Source organism: Ruegeria sp. A3M17, from assembly GCF_003318255.1.
Classification (GTDB): domain Bacteria; phylum Pseudomonadota; class Alphaproteobacteria; order Rhodobacterales; family Rhodobacteraceae; genus Ruegeria.
Genome location: NZ_QOCF01000025.1, coordinates 116,872 through 136,627, shown reverse-complemented (window position 1 = coordinate 136,627; position 19,756 = coordinate 116,872). Strand labels below are relative to the sequence as shown.

Genomic DNA, 19,756 nt, shown 5'->3' with positions numbered 1-19,756 from the left:
TCGGTTTAAGCGCGACGCCGGCGACGATTGCGCCGCTCAGGCACTGCCGCATCAGCTTCGGTTCCGTCCGAGGCCGATGTGAACGGGCCCAACGCATCCGTGATCTGATCCAAAGTCGGGCGCGTGCTGCGGCTGGTAGTGTCCAGTGCCTCACGCATTTTGCGCAGGTGATCCGGCATGGTGCCACAGCACCCGCCGATGATGGTGGCACCCGCATCCCGGGCCATAGCGGCGTACTGACCCATCAATTCAGGCGTGCCGTCATAGTGGATATGGCCATCGACATACTTCGGAATGCCCGCGTTGCCTTTGGAAATCACTGGGCGTTCCGTGCCTTGCGCGGCAAATCCAAGCACCGTGCGCAGGATGTCTGAGGCACCGGTGCCGCAGTTGGCCCCAAATGCGATTGGCGGATTGGGCAGGGTCTCGACCAGTTGGGCCAGATCGGCCGAGGTCACACCCATCATAGTACGTCCAGCAGTGTCAAAGCTCATGGTGCCGCACCAGGGCATGTCGGCCAGCGCAAAAGCTTCTGCCGCCGCTCTGAATTCTTCGGGTGCGCTGATGGTTTCGACCCATAGAACGTCCGCGCCACCTTCTTTCAAAGCTTCGGCTTGCTCGTGAAACATCTCGACTGCGCCAGCATGGGACAGGCTGCCAATCGGCTCCATGATCTCACCGGTCGGACCAACCGAGCCTGCGACAACAACGGTGCGTCCGGACTTGTCCGCCACTTCACGGCCCAGTTCGGCACCGATCCGGTTCAACTCACCAACGCGGTTCTGGGCGTCGTGCAGTTTCAGGCGCGCGGATGTGCCGCCAAAGGTGTTGGTCAGAAACAGGTCGCTGCCTGCGTCAACCGAGCCTTGGTACAAAGCGCGGATTTTGTCCGGAGCTTCGACATTCCACAGCTCGGGCGCGTCACCTGATTGCAGGCCCATATTGAACAAGTTCGTGCCCGTGGCACCATCGGCCAGCAAAGCATCATTTGTTTCCAGAAGTTTATTGAGCGCATTTGTCATGGGGGTATTCCCAAATAGCCGAATGGGGCCGTTAAAAATAGAGACGCCCCGTGTCTCATGACCGGGGCATCAAATCAAATTCATAAAACTCATGAAGATCATGAGCCGAGTGTTTTTTATTCGGTTTCGCTCAGGACCTGCGCTTTGGCTTCAGGCAAAAGCTCGGCCATTTTTGCGCGGATTTCCTCGTCGGACGACCGCGCGCCCAAGTCACCGGAAACCTTGCGCACGACATCTTCGTGCCCGGCCTCTTCGAAATCGGCGATTACTACGGTTTTGGCATAGGCTTCGGCATCCTCGCCGGACTTGCCCATCTTTTCTGCGGCCCAGAGGCCCAACAATCTGTTGCAGCGCGCCTGTGCTTTGAACTGCATTTCTTCGTCATGAGCGAATTTGGCTTCAAAAGCGTTTTCGCGTTCGTCAAAAGTGGTCATTGTTTGCGGACCTCATAGCTTACATCTTCTTAATTGATGATATGACTATAGCTGAGCGCCTGTGCAAGGGAATTGCGCTGCGTCAAAGCCTCTCGGTCCGCTGAACTTGCGGGAAAGGGGGGCTTGGACTATGAGGGCGCCAACGCGAAGGGACTCATTCCCTCGCCCCGGACTGGAAAGGTCGCACATGGCGCGTCGCAAAAAGATTTACGAAGGTAAGGCCAAAATTCTGTATGAAGGCCCGGAACCGGGAACAATTGTTCAGTATTTCAAGGATGATGCCACCGCGTTCAATGCGGAAAAGAAAGACGTCATCGACGGTAAGGGCGTGTTGAACAACCGCCTGAGCGAATACTTCATGACCGGCCTCAACCAGATCGGCGTTCCAACCCATTTCATCCGTCGCCTGAACATGCGCGAGCAATTGGTCCGCAATTGCGAGATTGTTCCGCTTGAAATTATTGTTCGCAACTATGCTGCCGGTACAATGTCGAAACGTCTGGGTATTGCCGAAGGCACGCAACTGCCACGCCCGATTGTTGAATATTGCTACAAAGACGACGCGCTGGGTGATCCGCTGGTCACCGAGGAACATATCGCCGCTTTTGGCTGGGCCAGCCAACAGGACATGGACGATATCCTCAGCCTCGCGCTGCGCGTGAATGACTTCCTGAGCGGTATGATGCTGGCCGTCGGCATTCGTCTGGTCGATTTCAAGATCGAGATCGGTCGCGTGTACGACGGAGATTTTCAGCGTTTGATCGTAGCAGACGAAATCAGCCCCGACAGTTGTCGTCTGTGGGATATCGAAACCGGTCAAAAACTGGACAAAGACGTATTCCGCCGCGATCTGGGCAATCTGACGGACGCCTATTCCGAAGTTGCGCGCCGTTTGGGCGTTTTGCCGCAAAGCAACGTGCCAAAACCGACGCTGATCAACTGATCACCCTGTGGGTCAGTAATATTGCAAAAGCGTTGCAGGGACATCTGCAGCGCTTTTTCTTTGCAAGGTGAAATTGACAGACTAATCAATTGTCTCACATTGTCGGGTAAAATAATTGGACGGTGGCTCAAGCAATGGCTGAACTATTCGATCAGGCAGTTTTTCTTAAGTTTCTTGCGGCTCTGCTGGCGATATTTAATCCGCTATACGGCATACCGATCTTTCTCAGCATGACCGAAGGATATTCTCCGGCGGAGCGAAAACGCGTGGCGTTGGTTGTGACAGGAACTGTCGTAGTAGTTGCCTTGATTTCCGTCGGGATTGGTGAGGAAATCCTGGCTGTTTTTGGCATTGATATTCCATCCTTTCGGATTGCCGGTGGCCTGATTATTCTGGGCGTCGGCATGTCGATGTTGAATGCGTCCGACCGCCCGCAAGGGGATCAGGCGGCGGTTGAAGCGGGCGCAAAGAAGAAGAGCAATATCGCCGTTGTGCCCCTGGCCATTCCGCTAATAATTGGTCCGGGCACGATTGCGACCACGATTGTCTTTGCCCATACGCTGTCTGACGGGGCCGAGATTGTGACGCTTGGGTCAGCCGTCCTGATCGCTTGTGCCATCGTTGGACTAGGGCTGTTGTTTGCCGATCCGATATCACGGTTTTTTGGACCCACGATGATCAACGTAATAACGCGGGTGATGGCAATCATTCTGGTGGCTGTCGCCGTTGAGATGGTTCTGACCGGCACGTTCGACGCAATCGACAAGCATTACCCTGGGCTATCGGGCGGCAGCTGAAGAAAACCAACTGCGTCAAACTGCGTGCTGACAAGGGTTGTCGAACGCCTTTCAGCACGTTATCCCCCGCGCAACGGAACGGGCCGGCAACATTGGCCCTTAGCTGGAGTTGCGAGAATGAAAGCACGTGTGCATGTGATGCTCAAGAACGGGGTCCTCGACCCGCAGGGTGAGGCGGTGCGTCACGCATTGGGTGCCATGGGCTTTGATCAGGTCGAAGGCGTGCGGCAGGGCAAGGTGATCGACCTTGAGCTGGCTGAAGGCGCGACCGAGGCGGACATCACCGAGATGTGCGAAAAGCTGTTGGCCAACACGGTCATCGAACGCTACGAAGTCGAACTGGTCTGAACCTTATCCCCGGAGGCCCCGCCATGCGCGCAGCTGTCATCGTATTCCCAGGTTCCAACTGTGACCGGGATCTTGCCGTCGCTTTTGAACAGGCGGGTTTTCAGGTTGATATGGTCTGGCACAAGGACGCCGCGCTGCCCGAAGGCGTGGATATCGTCGGTGTTCCGGGCGGCTTTTCCTACGGCGACTACCTGCGCTGCGGCGCCATCGCCGCACAGTCGCCGATCTGCAAGGCCGTGGTCGATCATACCAAACGTGGCGGTTATGCCGTTGGTGTCTGCAACGGGTTCCAGATCCTGACTGAAACCGGCATCCTGCCGGGCGCTTTGCTGCGCAATGCCGGTTTGAAATACATCTGCCGCACGGTCGGCCTGAAGGTGGAAACCAGCGATAGCGCATTCACCGAAGGTTACAATGCGGGTGATGTGATCGGTATTCCAATCGCGCACCATGATGGCAACTATTTTGCGGATGACGCCACGCTGGCCAAACTGCAGGATCAGGATCGGGTCGCGTTCACCTATACCGAGAATCCGAACGGCTCGGTCGGGGATATTGCCGGTATCCTGTCTGAAAACCGCCGGGTGCTGGGAATGATGCCACACCCTGAACGTGCGGCGGATGACGGCCATGGCGGAACCGACGGAACGGCATTGTTCCGCGCATTATCCGGCGTTCTTGCCCCAGCGTGACTTGAGCTTACGATCCAGCCCGCGTAACTTTCCGGGATGAGTTCCGAAGTTCGCTCTGGCTGGTCCTTTCTGACAAAACCGTTTCGTGGTGCGCCATTGGGTTGGCGGCTGCGCTTGGCGGTTCTCTTTCTTTTGATCGCTACAGTCACCACGGTTTACGTGACCAACCGGCTGCTGACGGACCGGTTTACCGAATCCACGCGAAACCGGGCCGAAGTGCGGCTGGCACTGTACTCAGGCAATTTGCTGAGCGAACTGCGCCGAAATGCAATTGTTCCGCAGCTATTAGCGCGCGACCCCACGTTGATTTCCGCGCTGCAGTCCAGTGACTATTCGCTGTCCACCCAGCGTTTGATCTCGTTTGTTGAAGAGATCGGTGCGGCCTCGCTGATGTTGCTGGACGGTGATGGACGTACCGTTGCGGCCACTGATCGTGCGCGCTTGGGCGAGCCACACCGGAGTTCGCCGTATTTCATTGATGCGGTGCGGGCGAATTCGACGATCTTCACGGTTATTGAAAAGGAATCGGGCGGCTACAGCTTTGTCTATTCAAGACGAATGGAGGCCAATGCCGAGGTTCTGGGCGTTATCGTGGTCGAAGTTGACCTGCAGAAATTCGAGCGCGCCTGGGCAGGTATTTCCGACGCTGTGATGGTGACGGACAGTACCGGAACGATCATTCTGTCGACTGAACCGCAATGGCGGGGGCTTGAGGAAAGCGCTGCATTGCTTCGCCAACCTGCGCAAGGTGCTATCCAGCGTGCAATTCGTGCCACGACAGACTGGACCGCGTTGCCGCCAGACGCCTACTTGCAGGGCGAAGCAGTGATGCGGATGGCAACGCGCATCCCGTTCCGGGGATGGAAAATGACCTCGTTCACCACTTACGAGTCGATTCGGGAAAAGGTGAACAGTGTTATCGCGCTTGAGATCATGGGTTTTGCGATTCTTCTGGCCTTGGCCTTCTACGCGCTTAGCCGTCGAGCCACGTTCCGCATGGCGTTGTTCCAGCGCGAGTCGGCAGAGCTTCGCGCATTGAACTCAAGGCTAAAGCGGGAAATTGCTGAGCGGGAACGGGTTGAAAAAACACTGGAAGTTGCCGAACAGACGCTGGCGCAAAGCTCGAAACTGGCCGCTTTGGGCGAGATGTCGGCGGCCGTGAGTCACGAGCTAAATCAACCTCTGGCTGCAATGAAGACCTACCTGGCTGGCGCGCGTCTTTTGCTGCGTCGGAATAGGCCGGAAGAGGCGCTGGCAAGCTTTGGTCGGATCGATGGTCTGATCGAAAGGATGGGGGCGATTACCCGTCAGCTCAAATCCTATGCGCGGAAGGGTGCGGATACGTTTTCCCCAGTAAACCTTAGTGAAGCACTGGCATCGTCCCTGTCCATGATGGAGCCGCAACTGCGCCAGCGTCACGTCAAGATCACCCAGATACTGCCCGACGAACCGGTGTCGGTCATGGGCGACCGGATGCGGATCGAGCAGGTGATGGTGAACCTCTTGCGCAATGCGCTGGACGCTACCAAATCAGTATCCGAACCGGATCTCGAAATCATACTGGCAGCAGGCGAGACGGCGGTGCTGACAGTGCGCGATAACGGCCATGGAATCGAGGACATCGAAAACTTGTTCGAACCGTTCTATACTACGAAACAGCCCGGCGACGGGGTCGGTCTGGGGCTTGCCATCTCATCCGGGATCGTGAACGACCATGGTGGACGGCTGACTGCACGAAACAGCCCGCAGGGCGGGGCCGTGTTCGAGATGCAGTTGCCGATACTGGGAAGCGACGGCCTAGAGGCCGCGGAATAACGAGGAAAGACTATGGCACAGGCCATGAAGATCGCCATTGTGGATGACGAACAGGACATGCGCCAGTCGATCAGCCAATGGCTGGCACTGTCGGGATATGACACGGAAACCTTCGCCAGCGCAGAGGACGCGCTGAAAGTGTTGGGACCGGAATATCCGGGTATCGTGATCTCGGATATCAAAATGCCCGGCATGGACGGCATTCAGCTCCTGAAAAAGTTGATGGGCGCCGACAGTACGTTGCCGGTCATCATGATCACCGGTCATGGCGATGTGCCGATGGCAGTTGAGGCGATGCGCGTCGGGGCGTTTGATTTCCTTGAAAAGCCTTTTAACCCTGATCGCATGTCGGAACTGGCCAAACGCGCCAGCAATGCGCGCCGCCTGACCTTGGACAACCGTGCCCTGCGGCGCGAGCTGTCAGGCGGAACCCAGATCATGAACAAACTGATCGGCGCAAGCCCGGTCATGGAACGTCTGCGCGAAGATATCCTCGATCTGGGTCAGGCCGATGGACATGTACTGATCGATGGTGAGACCGGCACTGGTAAGACACTCGTGGCCCACGCGTTGCATGCGGTTGGCAGCCGCGCTGGCAAGAAGTTCGTTCTTGTGTCCTGTGCCGCGCTTGAGGAAGAGGCTCTGTCGAAACGCCTGTTTGGTCCGATGATGCCGGAAGATGCGCAGTTGCCTGCGATCGAAGAGGCGCGGGGCGGTACACTTGTGCTGGAAGACGTAGAAGCGCTGAGCGATACGCTGCAGGCCCGCTTGCTGAGCGTGATGAATGATCAGGGCACTCCGGCCGAAACCCGCATCATCGCAATTTCCAACCTTCAGGAAGCGGGAAAGACCAGCGAAGACGTTCTACGCCCGGACCTGTTCTATCGTCTTGCTGCGTTGCGGATCACCATGCCACCTCTGCGCCAGCGTGGCGAGGACATCCTGACGCTGTTCACCCGTCTGAGCGAGCAGTTTTCTGAAGAGTACGGCTGCGAAGCGCCGCAGGTGAGTGCCCAAGAAGCGGCGCAGCTGTTACAGGCGCCATGGCCGGGAAATGTGCGGCAGTTGATCAACATCGCGGAACGGGCTGTTCTGCAATCGCGGCGTGGATCGGGGACGATTGCGTCGTTGTTGATGTCCGATCACGAAGAGATGCAGCCCGTCATGACGACCGAAGGCAAGCCGCTTAAGGAGTATGTTGAGGCGTTCGAACGGATGTTGATCGACAATACAATGCGGCGGCACAAGGGATCGATCGCGTCTGTGATGGACGAACTTTGCCTGCCACGCCGGACCTTGAACGAGAAGATGGCGAAATACGGGCTGCAACGCTCGGACTATTTGTGAGAAAGAGAGGGGGCCAGCCCCCTCTTGAGCCTGCGGCTCAATTCACCCCCGGGATATTTCTGGCCAGATGAAGTGATCCCGGGGCTTTGGATTGTTCTTCTCGCAGTTTGCCCATTGTGTTTTCCACAGGACTGCTTTTATTGTATCTGGACGGGCAGGGCTAATTTGCGCCCAAAAGTCCCGAATCTTTGAGTTTCGCTGCTATGCCGTTGATGGTGATCAATCCCGCAAGGCAAAGCAGACCGATTATGCCCCATCGGGGCAGATGAACGCCTGAGCCCGCATCAGCGGGCGAAAGGAATAAATGGGCAGGCGGCGGTTAGATCTGCGCCTGTCGGAGAAGAACCGCGATGACGCGCGCGCAACGATTGAGTATACGGGCAGGGGGCCACAGCGCCAGACCCTGCCGCGCGCCGTCCGAAATCGCCCTGACAAGACACCACCCCAAAAGCGCCTGTCCCCCCGGACGGGTAAGGACAACGCGTTTGGCGCGGTGCACCAAGGACACATGGCTAAGAAAATGCTTATCGATGCCACCCACGCGGAGGAAACTCGCGTCGTGGTGGTTGATGGAAACAAGGTCGAGGAATTTGATTTTGAATCCGAAAACAAACGCCAGCTTGCTGGCAACATCTATCTTGCAAAAGTAACCCGGGTCGAACCGTCCCTACAGGCGGCCTTTGTTGATTATGGCGGGAACCGGCATGGTTTCCTGGCGTTTTCGGAAATCCATCCGGATTACTATCAGATCCCGGTTGCCGATCGCGAAGCACTGATGGAAGAAGAGCGGGCTTATGCTGAGGCAATGAAAGCGCGCGACGAAGCCGAAGAAACCAAGCCGAAGAAACGCCGATCGCGGTCGCGGACGAAGGCTGCGGATGTGAAATCCGACGATGCGGTCGAGTCGATTGAAGTATCGAACGAACCCACCGGCATGGAAACCATTGATCTGGACGAAAGCGAAGACGGCGCTGATGGCCCGGACCTTGAGGGGACATCCCCGGCAGATCGCGTTGCTGAAACACCGGTAGAAGAGCCTGGTGATGATGCGGGGGCGTCTGAAGCAGATGCTGAAGGTGCAGCCGAAGGTGCGTCGTCGGAAGACGATAGCGAGGCAGCGAATAGCTCTGATGCGCCTGCAATCGAGGCGACAGAAGCCAAAGATGAAGAAGCCGCCGACAAGTCCGATGACGCGGTTAGCGAAACTGGGGCGCAAGATGCACCCGAAGCTTCGGAGGACGCGACCGAAGAAAACGAGGGCAAGTCTGAAGAAGAAGCGCGGCCCGATGCCACCGCGAAGGACGATTCAATTGAATCCGTCGCCGACGAGGATGACAGCGAAGACATTCGCCCGGTGCGCAAGCCTCGGCCACGTCGCTATAAGATTCAAGAGGTTATCAAGGTCCGTCAGGTCTTGCTGGTGCAAGTCGTCAAGGAAGAACGTGGAAACAAGGGCGCTGCCCTTACCACCTATTTGTCTCTGGCAGGTCGGTACTGCGTTCTGATGCCGAACACGGCCCGTGGCGGCGGGATCAGCCGCAAGATCACCAATGCGCCGGACCGCAAAAAGCTCAAGGAAATTGCTGCGGAAATTGACGTTCCAACTGGTGCGGGTCTGATTATCCGGACAGCCGGTGCTAAGCGGACGAAATCTGAGATCAAGCGCGATTATGAATACCTGCAGCGCATGTGGGAGCAGATCCGCGAGCTGACGCTGAAGTCGATTGCGCCCGCGAAAATCTATGAAGAAGGCGATCTGATCAAACGTTCGATCCGCGATCTCTATAATCGCGAAATTGATGAGGTTCTGGTCGAAGGTGAAGGCGGGTATCGCATCGCCAAAGACTTCATGAAGATGATCATGCCGTCACACGCGAAGAACGTGAAACGGTACGAGGATGCGCTGCCGCTGTTTGCACGCTATCAGGTCGAAAGCTATCTGGCGGGCATGTTCAACCCGACCGTTCAGCTGAAATCGGGTGGTTACATCGTGATCGGCGTGACCGAAGCGCTGGTCGCGATTGATGTGAACTCGGGTCGGGCGACCAAAGAGGGCTCGATCGAGGAAACCGCGCTCAAGACCAACCTTGAGGCCGCAGAAGAGGTAGCTCGCCAGCTGCGTCTGCGCGACCTGGCCGGTCTGATCGTCATCGACTTTATCGACATGGACGAGCGCAAGAACAACCTCTCCGTCGAAAAGCGTATGAAGGAACGGCTGAAAACAGACCGTGCGCGTATTCAGGTTGGCCGTATCTCGGGCTTTGGCCTTATGGAAATGAGCCGCCAGCGTCTGCGTCCCGGTATGTTGGAGGCGACCACCCAGCCATGCCCGGCTTGCCACGGAACAGGCCTGATCCGATCGGACGACAACATGGCGCTGTCGATCCTGCGGCAGATCGAGGAAGAGGGTACACGCCGCCGCTCAGGCGAGGTGCTTGTTCGTTGCCCTGTTAGCATCGCCAACTTCCTGATGAACCAGAAGCGCGAGCATATCGCTCAGATTGAGGCCCGTTATGGCCTGTCTGTACGTGTTGAAGGCGACGTACATCTGGTCAGCCCGGATTTCTCGATGGAGAAATTTAAGACGGCAAGCCGGATCGTTCCCGAAGCCAGCGCGCCCGTTGTTTCCGTGGATGCGTCCCTGATGGATCTTGTCGACGCCAGCGAGGATGAGCCGGTCGAAGAGGATGCCACTGTTCAGGCCGAAGAGGATGCCAAGCCCAAGCGCAAGCGTCGTCGTCGCCGTCGGAAAAAGAGCAATGGTTCTGACGAAACTCCTGAGGTAAACGCTGAAGAGGGTGACGCAGCGGCGTCCGAGGAATCGGATGAAGCCAAAACCGAAGCGGCGGATGACGCAAAACCTGAGGGTGAAGCATCTGAGCCTGCCGAAGAAGAAAAAGCGGCCAAGCCCAAGCGTCGCCGTGCACCGCGCCGCAAAAAGAAGGACGCGGAACCTGTTGAAGCTACAGAAGAAGTCGCTGCTGAATCTGTTGTGAGCAAGGATGCCCAGACCGCAAGCCCTGAAGCGCCGGCCGAGGAAACTGGTGCGACTGACGCACCTGTTGAAGGTCCTGTCGAAACCGCCGAAAAGGCTGAACAGGCCGAAACGGCAGCAGAGCAACCCGTGCCCGAGGCGGAAAGCGTCGTTGAAGAAAAGGTTGAACCTGCAGAGGCCGAACAACCCGAACCTGTGGCCGAAGTGGCCGCAGAAGACCCGCAGGAGCCAGCGGAAATCATGGTTGAAGAAGCGCCTGAGCCGGTTCTGGAGGTCGTAGCCGAAGAGCCGGAGCAGCCCGCCAAACCCAAGCGGCGTGGCTGGTGGTCACTGGGTCAGTAACAAGAAAAGGCGGGCCAGGTGCCCGCCTTTTTCTTTTTGGCCGATCTTAGTGAGATTTCTGGATCAAATAGATCTGATGGCCGTCCGCGTCTTCCTGCGACAGCAATTGGTGCCCGCTCTCAACACAGAAATGCGGGACATCAATTATGGCGGCAGGATCATCTGCCAGCACGCGCAAAACGGCCCCGGCAGGCATGGATTTCAAACGCTTGCGCGCTTTCAGGACGGGCAGAGGGCACAAAAGACCCAGCGCATCGAGTGTTTCTGACGGATTTGACATAAGGTTCAGATATTTCCACTTTGGCGGGGTGTCCAGCGTGCAACCACGAGGATGTGACCGATTGGCCCCGTGACGTTGGCCGCCTCATACCATATGTGCTTGGACATGTTCGGAATAGATATCATAGACGCGGGTCTGCTGCCTGCCATGTTCATCGCGATGCTGGGCGGGCTGATCAGCTTTCTGTCGCCCTGCGTTCTGCCCATCGTTCCGCCGTACCTGGCTTATATGAGCGGTGTGACGATCAACGAAATGCAGGATGAGGCGAAAGCACGCCGCAAGGCAACCTTGGCCGCCCTGTTCTTTGTTCTGGGCCTGTCTACGGTGTTTTTGTTGCTGGGTTTCACCGCTTCTGCCTTCGGAGTGTTTGTCTTGCAGAACCAGGTGTTGTTCGCAAAAATCTCTGGCGCAGTGGTCATCGTCTTTGGCCTGCATTTTCTGAACGTCTTCCGTATCCCGTTTCTGGACCGCGAAGCGCGGATTGAGACCGGTGACTCCGGTGGATCAGTGTTTGGCGCTTATATCCTTGGTCTAGCTTTTGCGTTTGGCTGGACGCCGTGCATTGGGCCGCAGCTGGGGGCGATCCTGTCGCTGGCGGCGTCCGAGGCCTCGGTCGCGCGTGGCACCCTGTTGCTGGGCGTCTATGCGGCGGGCCTGGGTATTCCGTTCCTGCTGGCTGCTATGTTCCTGAACCGGTCGATGTCGGTGATGAACCGGATCAAGCCATACATGGGCACGATCGAAAAGGTGATGGGTGGCTTGTTGCTGTTCGTGGGCATCATGCTGATCACCGGCCTGTTTACTGAATTCAGCTGGTGGCTGTTGGAGACATTCCCGGCGCTGGCGAATTTCGGATGATCTGCAGATCTGACTTACCTTGACGCTTAGCCTGCGTTAACCTGCGCTGCAGAAGGTAAGGCCATGAGCAGTCAGAAAAATCAACCTCGGGTGTGTAAACGCCGGGTATTTTATATACCCGGTTATGACCCGATTCCGCCGCGGCGGTATCGGGAGCTTTACCGTACCGAAGGCAAGCTGCAGGCCGAGATCTCCGGTTATGAAATTTCGACGTCCGCCAAGTCAGGCGATGGCCCCTATGGGTGGCATGTCACATCACGGCAGGACGGCGACGAGGTTCAGGTCGATGTGGATGTTCTCGTCTGGTCGGACCTAGTTCGTGACAGCATGTCCAACTCAATCCCGGCGACATATCTGCAATTGGTGCGGACCGCATGGATCTATATGCCGTCCGGAACGCTGTGGCGCCTGATGCGGTTGCGCAAGGGCCCGGTTATTGCCGCGCTATACCCGGTTGGGATGTTGATGGCCCAACTGCTGCTTGCGATCTTGCTGGCCGTTGTCATGACGTGGCTTGTGATGCCGTTTATGGGGTGGTTGGGTGCGGTCCCGGCGGTTGTGGCCGCTTACGGCCTGATGCGTTGGTTTCGCAAGCTCGACGGTCGGCTGTACGCGTATTATCTGATGCATGATTACGCCTACTCTGCGGCGCTCAGGGGGGCGATGCCGGCTGAATTGCGCCTTCGTTTGCGTGAGTTCGGCGAGTTGATCCAAGAGGCGCTGAATTCAGACGTCGACGAGGTGCTGGTCGTTGGCCACAGTTCAGGGGCCCATCTTGGCGTCAATGTTCTGGCCGATGTCATCCGAAACAGCAGGCCGCGCGACGATAGCCCCGCGTTTTCGTTTCTGACATTGGGGCAAGTCGTGCCCATGGTGTCATTTCTACCCGAGGCGCAGGGTTTGAGGGCGGATTTGCAATTCTTGTCCATGCAGGAAAGCCTGACATGGGTCGACGTCTCGGCCCCCGGTGATGGCTGTTCTTTTGCGCTGTGCGATCCGGTTTCCGTCAGCGGTGTCGCCACCGCCCAAAAGAAATGGCCGCTGGTTCTGTCTGCGGCCTTCACACAGACCCTGTCCCCCGAACGCTGGAAGAACTTGCGATGGAAATTTTTCCGCCTGCATTTCCAGTATCTCTGCGCCTTCGACAAGCCCGATCGGTATGACTATTTTCGTATCACTGCGGGGCCTCAAACCTTATGGCAGAGGTTCGAGGGGCGGGCACCGTCGAAATCGCGGATGGATAAGCCGGTCTCAAAATACGTTTCGGTGAAGGCATGACGCCGCCCAAACCAACTTCGCGCCCTGATAAAGTATCGCTTTGGCGGTATCTGAGGTTGTTTCGCAAGGACATTCTGTCAGCCCAGCCCCAAAGGCTGTACCGCGCCTGGATGGCTGAATTTCGCACGCCGTTCTTTCGATCATATTTGGTAAATCAGCCAGAATTGATCGACACGGTTCTGAAAAAACGCCCTGATGATTTTCCCAAATCAAACCGCATAAGTGAGGGGCTGCGTCCGTTGCTGGGGGACTCTGTCTTTCTGACCAACGGGGACACCTGGAAGAGGCAGCGCAGGATCATCGATCCCGCGTTCGAGGGCGGCCGATTGAAAGATACGTTTCCGGCGATGCATGCGGCTGGTAAAGCAGCGGTGGATCGGTTGCGTCCGCAGTCAGGTGGTGTCGTTGAGTTTGAAGAGGTCACCAGCCATATCGCGGCGGATGTCATCTTTCGCATCTTGTTTTCGGTGCCCATCGAACACGAAATCGCTGCGCAGGTTTTTGACAAGTTTCGCAGCTATCAGCGTGAACAACCCATTCTGAACATTGCGGCCTTTATCCCTCTGCCAAAGTGGTTGCCGCGATTGCATTCAAGACGCACCAAGAAGAATGCAAATGATATCAGGGCGCTAATCCAGCGACTTACGGCGGATCGGACTGAACTGATCGCTGGTGGTGATGCGCCGAATGATCTGGCAACCAAGATCATGACCACGCGTGATTCCGAAACCGGGCGTGGGTTTGACACGCAGGAAATGGTCGATCAGGTGGCGATCTTCTTTCTTGCCGGGCACGAAACCAGCGCGTCCGCACTGGCCTGGACGCTGTACCTGATGGCAATGTATCCCGAATGGCAGGACAGGCTGGCCGAGGAGGCTGTGGCGCTCGACACGCCCGATTTTTCTGTAATTTCGCGGCTAAAGCTAAGCCGGGATGTGTTCCGCGAAGCGCTGCGGCTTTATCCGCCTGTACCGATGATGGTGCGCGAGGCGGCATGCCCCGAACGTTTCCGGGACACGGATGTGCCCGAAGGGTCGCAAATCGTGATCAGCCCGTGGCATCTGCATCGGCAGGAAAGGCTCTGGGAACGTCCCGACGAATTTGATCCGACACGGTGGGGGACTGAGAATGGAAAGACTTGTCAGCGCAACGCCTACATTCCGTTCTCGACGGGAACCCGTGTATGTCCCGGTGCCGGGTTCGCCATGATCGAGGGGCCGCTTCTGTTGTCCATGCTGCTGCGACACTTCCGGTTCGAGCTAGTCGAGGGACAAACACCGGTTCCGGTCGCGCATTTGACCGTTCGGTCGAAGGATGGAATTTGGTTGCGCTTGGTTGAGCGCTAACAAACTACCATCCTTTCACGCCTTGCTGTATGCGGTTTGAAATCGCGGAATCATATTGAACGGGAAAGTCTTATGTCATCAGCAGAACAGCGCGCACAAATGTCCAACGGCGCAGGATTCATCGCAGCATTGGATCAAAGCGGTGGCTCGACCCCCAAGGCGCTGGCGCTTTATGGCGTGGACGCATCTGAATACACCTCGGACGAAGAAATGTTCGGTGAAATCCAGAAAATGCGTGCGCGGATCATTCTGGCGGATGATTTCACCAAGGACAAAGTGATCGGCGCGATCCTGTTCGAACGCACTCTGGGCGAGCAAATTGATGGTCAGAAGGTCGCCGACTACCTTTGGTCAGTGAAGGGCATTGTGCCTTTCCTGAAGATTGACAAAGGCTTGGAAGACGAAGCGAATGGCGTTCAGATGATGAAACCCATCCCGGGTCTGGCCGCAACATTGGCCAAAGCCGACGGTGTATTCGGCACCAAGGAGCGCTCGGTCATTCATGAGGCAAACGCCGAAGGCATCGCGGCGGTTGTTGCACAGCAGTTCAACTTTGCGCGCGAAGTCGTGGCTTCCGGAATGGTTCCGATTGTTGAGCCCGAGGTGAACATCAACTCGGCCACCAAAGCCCAAGCCGAAGACATCCTGAAGGCCGAAATCCTGAAGAACCTGGATCAGCTGGACGAGGGACAGGATGTCATGCTCAAGCTGACGATCCCTAACCAGGCTAACCTGTATGACGAATTGGCCGATCACCCGCGTGTTCTGCGCGTGGTCGCGCTGTCGGGCGGATATTCGACGGAACAGGCCTGCGATCTGCTGGGCCAGAACGGTAAGATGATCGCATCCTTCTCGCGCGCGTTGACCGAAGGCCTGTCAAAACAGCAATCCGATGCCGAGTTCAACGCGGCCCTGGGCGGAAACATCGACAAGATCTTCCGCGCGTCAGTCTAAACACTATTGGGGTTTGGTGAATTCGCGGCGCAACTGCGCCGCTTTTTCACGCATGACGCAACCTTCGGCGTGATCGTTCACCAGCCCCATTGCCTGCATAAAGGCAAACACGGTCGTCGGCCCGACAAACTTCCAGCCCCGTTTTTTCAGATCTTTCGACATGGCCACAGATTCCGGCGACGTTGAAGCGGTTTGCGGGGCAGGCGGTGTATCCGCCTCGTATCGCCACACATAAGCGGCCAGAGACCCTTCGGCAGCAATTAACTCTTGCGCGCGGCGTGCGTTGTTAATCACAGCCTCGATCTTCCCACGATGCCGCACAATCCCTGCATCTAGTAACATGCGCTGCGTATCTGCATCATCAAACGCGGCTACTGCGTTGATATCAAAATCTTTGAAAGCCTTCCGAAAGTTCTCGCGCTTGGACAAAATCGTGCGCCAGCTTAGGCCGGACTGAAAGCTTTCGAGGCATAGCTTTTCGAACAGACGCTGGTCGTCACCAACCGGATACCCCCATTCCTGATCGTGGTAGTCAAAGAATTCGGGCGCGGCCTGACACCACGCGCAGCGTGGTTTTCCGTCTGGCCCTAGAACTGTATCAACCACCGGTTCGTACTCCTTTTGTTCCCTCTTACTGTAAGCGGTTTCAGGATGTCAGAGCAAGACTGATTTACTTGGATTGATACCAATTCAGAATGAAAACCCGTATGGCGGATGCAAGTCCAATTTCCGGGTCACGCTCGACATCAATTTCGGCCGCCAGAGCGTTGATCGGTACGTTTTTTTCCTTGGCGATGGTCCGGAACGCCTGCCAAAATTCGTCTTCAAGCGAAACGGATGTCCGATGGCCTTTCAGCGTCAGGGATCGTTTGACCGGGCGTCCGCTCATTTGTCCAACTTACGGCCTTCATGGTGTTGGTTCAGCTTGTGTTGCTGCTTTTTTACCAGATCCTTTTCGGCCTTGGTGCGGCCAAAAGCGACGGCATTTTGATCAGCGCGGGCCTTGTTTTCGGTCCGCGCTTTTTCCTTTCGAAATTTGTTCAGATTGACCGGTTCCGTCATTGCGCATGTCTCACTTTGGTCAGACTATCGAACAATTCCGCACGGCTGTCATCTGAAAGGCATTCGACATTCACGGTGTCCAGAAAATCGGCCTGCGATGCAGTTGAGACCGGTGGTTGATCCGACAATGTCTCAAGGATCTTCCCGCCCAGATCTAACAGTGCAGGGCGTACTTCGGTTGTCAGGTCCGCATAGCTTTCGGGAACAGAGATTTGGTCTTCGGTCCACCGTTCAATCCAACAGGATTGAATCTCTTTCGCGGCTTCGATCTGCACTTCGAAAAACAGCTGCGCGCTGTCCGGGTCAACGCCCGCAAGCGCTGCTTGTTCCAAGGTCTTGTCGATCACGACTTTTTCACGCTCAAGGTCTTCGACCGGGCGGTCATTGGCGTGTTTGAACGCAGCAACGTCCTGCATCCATTCCAGCCGAGAGTCGATCAGGTCGAACAGGTCAGCCTGAGCTGAGGTCGCTGTGCCTGCGATCAGCAGGCACAGACAGGTTGGTTTGCGCCACGCGATCATTTGGGGCCGATCATGTGCTCGGGCCGGACGACCGCATCGAATGTCTCCTCATCGACAAAGCCCAGCGCAATGGCCTCTTCCTTGAGGGTCGTGCCGTTCTTATGCGCCGTTTTGGCGACAGTAGTGGCGTTGTCGTAACCGATGGTCGGGGCCAGCGCTGTGACCAGCATCAGAGACTCTTTCATCAGTTTGTCGATGCGCGGTTCATTTGCCTTGATGCCCAGCAGCATGCGCTCGGTAAAGCTGTCGGTGGCGTCACCCAGCAGCTGAATGGATTGCAGCAGATTGTACGACATCATCGGATTGTAGACGTTCAACTGGAAATGACCCTGTGAGCCAGCGAACTTCATCGCCGCATCGTTGCCGATTACATGCGCGGCCACCTGAGTCAGCGCTTCGGCCTGTGTCGGGTTCACCTTGCCGGGCATGATTGACGATCCAGGCTCATTCTCCGGCAGGATCAGCTCACCCAGGCCAGAGCGCGGGCCAGAGCCCAGGAACCGGATGTCGTTGGCGATCTTGTAGCAAGAGCCCGCAATCGTTGCCAGCGCGCCTGATAGGAACACCATGGCGTCATGGGCGGCAAGCGCTTCGAACTTGTTGGGCGCGGTAACGAAGGGCAGGCCGGTGATGTCAGCCATGTTCTTGGCGACGGCCTCATCCCAGCCATCATGCGTGTTCAGACCGGTGCCAACAGCTGTGCCGCCCTGTGCCAGTTCATAGATGCCGGGCATTGCGGCCTTGACCCGGGCAATACCCTGGCGGATCTGGTGCGCATAGCCACCAAACTCCTGTTCCAATGTCAGTGGGGTCGCGTCCTGAGTGTGTGTGCGGCCGATCTTGATGATACCGGCAAACTCTTTGGCTTTCGCTTCCAGCGCCGATGCAAATTTCTCAAGCCCGGGCAGCAATACGTCCCGCACGCTCATCGCGGTGGCGATGTGCATTGCTGTCGGGAACGTGTCGTTTGACGATTGCCCCATGTTGCAGTGATCGTTCGGGTGCACCGGCTCTTTGGAGCCGATCACACCGCCCATGATCTCAATCGCGCGGTTGGCGATCACTTCGTTCGAATTCATGTTCGACTGAGTGCCCGAACCGGTTTGCCACACGACCAGCGGGAAGTTGTCGTCAAACTTACCCTCAATCACTTCACCCGCAGCCTGGATAACAGCGTCGGCGATCGTTGCATCCAGCTTGCCGATGGCTTTGTTCTCCATCGCACAGGCCATTTTGATGACGCCCAGCGCACGCACGATGGCAACAGGTTGCTTTTCCCAGCCGATCGGAAAGTTCATGATCGAACGTTGAGTTTGTGCACCCCAATATTTGTCGGCGGGAACTTCCAACGGGCCAAAGCTGTCGGATTCGGTGCGGGTCTGGGACATCGGTCACTCCGTCTAGTATGCAGTCGTATGCCGTTTACCCGTGACGGCGTCATCACGCAATCGGCCTGTTGCGCGCACCATAATGGCAACCCTACCAAAGGTATAGGCGTTAGGATGCGGCATTTTCTTTGCGACGGCAGCGTGAGAGCCATTGTGCGCGCCCGCGGCTGGGGTAGAATAGCAAGATCAAAACGCTGGAGGGTCAGGTGCTGCAAATAAACGGAAAAAATCCGCTGCGGCTTATCGCATTCGCGGTGGGTGCTGTATTCTGGCTTGTCTTTGCCAATCTTCAGGCCCAGGCCGGCGACATCACCCCCTTTATCGGGGATTACGTCGGTTCAGCCAATTTAGTTGACGATGACGGTACCGAAACCCCACGCGATATGAGCGTTTCGATCCATGAAACCAAAGAGGGATTTAACGTTAGCTGGAAGACCACGACCTATAAGCCGGATGGCCGTGTCAAAGATCAATCTTTCTCGATCGATTTCAAGCAATCTGACAGGTCCGACGTGTATTCAGCGGCGATGAAGCGCAATGTATTTGGTCACGAGGTGCCCCTGGACCCGATGCAGGGTGAACCGTTCGTCTGGGGCCGGATCGAGGGCGAGACGCTGACGGTGTTCTCGTTGTTCATTGATGAAAACGGTGGCTACGAATTGCAGCAGTTCGATCGCACGTTGGCCGACGGTGGGCTGAACTTGTCCTTTTCGCGGTTCCGCAACGGGATTAAATCCCGCTCGGTCGATACGTTCCTCAAAAAACAGTAAACCCCGCGAGAGGCTGGTTTTGCAAGTCTGAGCTTACTTTCTGAAACTGTCCAGTGAAACGACATCTGCGTCTTGCTGGACCGGAGTTTCCTCAACCTCAATCGTTTCATCAACGATATGTGTCGCAACCTCTTCTTCGTCTTCCGGACTTTCGAAACGCAGTCCGAATTCAACCGACGGGTCCACGAAAGTTTTGATCGCATCATATGGAATATAAAGCGGTTCGGGCGCGTCACCGAAATTCAGCGTGATCGCGAAACCATTGTCGCCGACCTCGAGGTTTTCGAACCAGTGCTGCATGACGACCGTCATTTCTTCGGGGTAGCGTTCGCGCAGCCAGTCGGCCAGTTCAACACCGTCCTGCCGGGTATCGAAGGTGATGAAGAAATGATGCGCCCCAGGCAGACCGTTTTCAGAAACGTTGGTCAGAACCTTCTGAATGAGGCCGCGCATGGCGGTGTGCATCAGGGTTCCATAGTCAATGTCCTGCGACATGTTTGATCCTCAAAAGTGGTTATCCCAAGCATAGGGGATTCGTTCGGAAACGAAAGACCGGGAGTTGGT

The 19,756-nt window shown here is 56.6% G+C and carries 22 protein-coding genes; 12 read left to right on the top strand and 10 right to left on the bottom strand.

From position 1 onward, the window contains the following. Positions 1 to 5: 5 nt before the first annotated feature. Both bmt and DS906_RS13695 read right to left on the bottom strand, forming a co-directional pair. Positions 6 to 1,022, bottom strand: a complete 1,017-nt coding sequence (gene bmt, locus DS906_RS13700) for a betaine--homocysteine S-methyltransferase (protein ID WP_113790697.1) — start codon at positions 1,020 to 1,022, stop codon at positions 6 to 8. 116 nt (positions 1,023 to 1,138) lie between these two features. Further along, complete coding sequence (locus DS906_RS13695; RefSeq protein WP_113790696.1) at positions 1,139 to 1,456, bottom strand: DUF1476 domain-containing protein; 318 nt, start codon at positions 1,454 to 1,456, stop codon at positions 1,139 to 1,141. Positions 1,457 to 1,643: 187 nt separating this feature from the next. On the opposite strand from DS906_RS13695, the gene purC reads away from it, so the two are divergent. The 6 genes from purC to DS906_RS13665 all read left to right on the top strand — a co-directional run bounded on the left by purC (position 1,644) and on the right by DS906_RS13665 (position 7,398). Then, the gene (purC, locus tag DS906_RS13690) at positions 1,644 to 2,399 is read left to right on the top strand and encodes a phosphoribosylaminoimidazolesuccinocarboxamide synthase (RefSeq protein WP_113790695.1); all 756 of its coding nucleotides are present in this window, start codon (positions 1,644 to 1,646) and stop codon (positions 2,397 to 2,399) included. 134 nt (positions 2,400 to 2,533) lie between these two features. Continuing rightward, entirely contained in the window at positions 2,534 to 3,196 is a 663-nt protein-coding gene (locus tag DS906_RS13685) for a MarC family protein (RefSeq protein WP_113790694.1), read from the top strand. A 117-nt stretch (positions 3,197 to 3,313) separates the two neighbouring features. Continuing rightward, positions 3,314 to 3,544 carry a phosphoribosylformylglycinamidine synthase subunit PurS gene (gene purS, locus DS906_RS13680; RefSeq protein WP_058271544.1) on the top strand — a complete coding sequence of 77 codons (231 nt, stop codon included), beginning with the start codon at positions 3,314 to 3,316 and terminating at the stop codon, positions 3,542 to 3,544. Positions 3,545 to 3,567: 23 nt separating this feature from the next. Then, entirely contained in the window at positions 3,568 to 4,236 is a 669-nt protein-coding gene (gene purQ, locus DS906_RS13675) for a phosphoribosylformylglycinamidine synthase subunit PurQ (protein WP_113790693.1), read from the top strand. Between the two features lie 36 nt (positions 4,237 to 4,272). Further along, on the top strand, positions 4,273 to 6,051 hold the full coding sequence (locus DS906_RS13670; protein WP_113790692.1) for an ATP-binding protein: 1,779 nt from the start codon (positions 4,273 to 4,275) through the stop codon (positions 6,049 to 6,051). A gap of 12 nt (positions 6,052 to 6,063) precedes the next feature. Then, positions 6,064 to 7,398 (top strand): sigma-54 dependent transcriptional regulator, encoded by a 1,335-nt coding sequence (locus tag DS906_RS13665; RefSeq protein WP_108858689.1) that lies wholly within the window; start codon positions 6,064 to 6,066, stop codon positions 7,396 to 7,398. A 319-nt stretch (positions 7,399 to 7,717) separates the two neighbouring features. Here DS906_RS13665 and DS906_RS22505 read toward each other — a convergent pair whose 3' ends face one another. Next, entirely contained in the window at positions 7,718 to 7,939 is a 222-nt protein-coding gene (locus DS906_RS22505; RefSeq protein WP_186437365.1) for a hypothetical protein, read from the bottom strand. Between DS906_RS22505 and DS906_RS13660 the strand changes: the two genes are divergently transcribed. Beyond that, positions 7,907 to 10,735 (top strand): Rne/Rng family ribonuclease, encoded by a 2,829-nt coding sequence (locus DS906_RS13660; RefSeq protein WP_113790740.1) that lies wholly within the window; start codon positions 7,907 to 7,909, stop codon positions 10,733 to 10,735. The genes DS906_RS22505 and DS906_RS13660 overlap by 33 nt on opposite strands. 46 nt (positions 10,736 to 10,781) lie before the next feature. Here the strand turns inward: DS906_RS13660 and DS906_RS13655 are convergent, their stop codons facing one another. Next, complete coding sequence (locus tag DS906_RS13655) at positions 10,782 to 11,015, bottom strand: sulfurtransferase TusA family protein (protein WP_113790691.1); 234 nt, start codon at positions 11,013 to 11,015, stop codon at positions 10,782 to 10,784. Positions 11,016 to 11,120: 105 nt separating this feature from the next. On the opposite strand from DS906_RS13655, the gene DS906_RS13650 reads away from it, so the two are divergent. The 4 genes from DS906_RS13650 (at position 11,121) to DS906_RS13635 (ending at position 15,451) form a co-directional block, all read left to right on the top strand. Further along, positions 11,121 to 11,873, top strand: a complete 753-nt coding sequence (locus DS906_RS13650; protein WP_058271899.1) for a cytochrome c biogenesis CcdA family protein — start codon at positions 11,121 to 11,123, stop codon at positions 11,871 to 11,873. Positions 11,874 to 11,936: 63 nt separating this feature from the next. Further along, positions 11,937 to 13,151 (top strand): hypothetical protein, encoded by a 1,215-nt coding sequence (locus DS906_RS13645; RefSeq protein WP_113790690.1) that lies wholly within the window; start codon positions 11,937 to 11,939, stop codon positions 13,149 to 13,151. Next, positions 13,148 to 14,497, top strand: a complete 1,350-nt coding sequence (locus DS906_RS13640) for a cytochrome P450 (RefSeq protein WP_113790689.1) — start codon at positions 13,148 to 13,150, stop codon at positions 14,495 to 14,497. The genes DS906_RS13645 and DS906_RS13640 overlap by 4 nt, the downstream gene beginning before the upstream one ends. 72 nt (positions 14,498 to 14,569) lie before the next feature. After that, entirely contained in the window at positions 14,570 to 15,451 is an 882-nt protein-coding gene (locus tag DS906_RS13635) for a fructose bisphosphate aldolase (RefSeq protein WP_113790688.1), read from the top strand. 3 nt (positions 15,452 to 15,454) lie between these two features. Here DS906_RS13635 and DS906_RS13630 read toward each other — a convergent pair whose 3' ends face one another. The 5 genes from DS906_RS13630 to fumC all read right to left on the bottom strand — a co-directional run bounded on the left by DS906_RS13630 (position 15,455) and on the right by fumC (position 18,422). Continuing rightward, positions 15,455 to 16,057, bottom strand: coding sequence for a DNA-3-methyladenine glycosylase I (locus DS906_RS13630; RefSeq protein ID WP_113790687.1), 603 nt, complete (start codon positions 16,055 to 16,057; stop codon positions 15,455 to 15,457). Positions 16,058 to 16,121: 64 nt separating this feature from the next. Continuing rightward, entirely contained in the window at positions 16,122 to 16,340 is a 219-nt protein-coding gene (locus DS906_RS13625; protein ID WP_113790686.1) for a ribbon-helix-helix domain-containing protein, read from the bottom strand. Further along, entirely contained in the window at positions 16,337 to 16,513 is a 177-nt protein-coding gene (locus DS906_RS13620) for a DUF4169 family protein (RefSeq protein WP_113790685.1), read from the bottom strand. The genes DS906_RS13625 and DS906_RS13620 overlap by 4 nt, the downstream gene beginning before the upstream one ends. Next, entirely contained in the window at positions 16,510 to 17,034 is a 525-nt protein-coding gene (gene aroQ, locus DS906_RS13615) for a gamma subclass chorismate mutase AroQ (RefSeq protein ID WP_113790684.1), read from the bottom strand. Before aroQ ends, DS906_RS13620 begins: the two co-directional genes overlap by 4 nt. Continuing rightward, the gene (gene fumC / locus DS906_RS13610) at positions 17,031 to 18,422 is read right to left on the bottom strand and encodes a class II fumarate hydratase (RefSeq protein WP_113790683.1); all 1,392 of its coding nucleotides are present in this window, start codon (positions 18,420 to 18,422) and stop codon (positions 17,031 to 17,033) included. The genes aroQ and fumC overlap by 4 nt, the downstream gene beginning before the upstream one ends. Positions 18,423 to 18,628: 206 nt before the next feature. Here fumC and DS906_RS13605 point away from each other — a divergent pair, with 206 nt between their 5' ends. After that, a complete protein-coding gene (locus DS906_RS13605; RefSeq protein ID WP_369934863.1) occupies positions 18,629 to 19,192 on the top strand; it encodes a hypothetical protein in 564 nt (187 codons plus the stop codon). A 33-nt stretch (positions 19,193 to 19,225) separates the two neighbouring features. Here DS906_RS13605 and DS906_RS13600 read toward each other — a convergent pair whose 3' ends face one another. Then, complete coding sequence (locus DS906_RS13600; protein WP_113790681.1) at positions 19,226 to 19,687, bottom strand: SspB family protein; 462 nt, start codon at positions 19,685 to 19,687, stop codon at positions 19,226 to 19,228. Between the last annotated feature and the right edge of the window lie 69 nt (positions 19,688 to 19,756).

Coding starts and splice junctions, on each gene's coding strand:
- bmt (WP_113790697.1), bottom strand. CDS start 1,022: ATGACAAATGCGCTCAATAAACTTCTGGAAACAAATGATGCTTTGCTG.
- DS906_RS13650 (WP_058271899.1), top strand. CDS start 11,121: ATGTTCGGAATAGATATCATAGACGCGGGTCTGCTGCCTGCCATGTTC.
- purC (WP_113790695.1), top strand. CDS start 1,644: ATGGCGCGTCGCAAAAAGATTTACGAAGGTAAGGCCAAAATTCTGTAT.
- aroQ (WP_113790684.1), bottom strand. CDS start 17,034: ATGATCGCGTGGCGCAAACCAACCTGTCTGTGCCTGCTGATCGCAGGC.
- DS906_RS13640 (WP_113790689.1), top strand. CDS start 13,148: ATGACGCCGCCCAAACCAACTTCGCGCCCTGATAAAGTATCGCTTTGG.
- DS906_RS13660 (WP_113790740.1), top strand. CDS start 7,907: ATGGCTAAGAAAATGCTTATCGATGCCACCCACGCGGAGGAAACTCGC.
- DS906_RS13645 (WP_113790690.1), top strand. CDS start 11,937: ATGAGCAGTCAGAAAAATCAACCTCGGGTGTGTAAACGCCGGGTATTT.
- DS906_RS13685 (WP_113790694.1), top strand. CDS start 2,534: ATGGCTGAACTATTCGATCAGGCAGTTTTTCTTAAGTTTCTTGCGGCT.
- DS906_RS13600 (WP_113790681.1), bottom strand. CDS start 19,687: ATGTCGCAGGACATTGACTATGGAACCCTGATGCACACCGCCATGCGC.
- DS906_RS13665 (WP_108858689.1), top strand. CDS start 6,064: ATGGCACAGGCCATGAAGATCGCCATTGTGGATGACGAACAGGACATG.
- purQ (WP_113790693.1), top strand. CDS start 3,568: ATGCGCGCAGCTGTCATCGTATTCCCAGGTTCCAACTGTGACCGGGAT.
- purS (WP_058271544.1), top strand. CDS start 3,314: ATGAAAGCACGTGTGCATGTGATGCTCAAGAACGGGGTCCTCGACCCG.
- DS906_RS13655 (WP_113790691.1), bottom strand. CDS start 11,015: ATGTCAAATCCGTCAGAAACACTCGATGCGCTGGGTCTTTTGTGCCCT.
- DS906_RS13635 (WP_113790688.1), top strand. CDS start 14,570: ATGTCATCAGCAGAACAGCGCGCACAAATGTCCAACGGCGCAGGATTC.
- DS906_RS13620 (WP_113790685.1), bottom strand. CDS start 16,513: ATGACGGAACCGGTCAATCTGAACAAATTTCGAAAGGAAAAAGCGCGG.
- DS906_RS13670 (WP_113790692.1), top strand. CDS start 4,273: ATGAGTTCCGAAGTTCGCTCTGGCTGGTCCTTTCTGACAAAACCGTTT.
- DS906_RS13695 (WP_113790696.1), bottom strand. CDS start 1,456: ATGACCACTTTTGACGAACGCGAAAACGCTTTTGAAGCCAAATTCGCT.
- DS906_RS13625 (WP_113790686.1), bottom strand. CDS start 16,340: ATGAGCGGACGCCCGGTCAAACGATCCCTGACGCTGAAAGGCCATCGG.
- fumC (WP_113790683.1), bottom strand. CDS start 18,422: ATGTCCCAGACCCGCACCGAATCCGACAGCTTTGGCCCGTTGGAAGTT.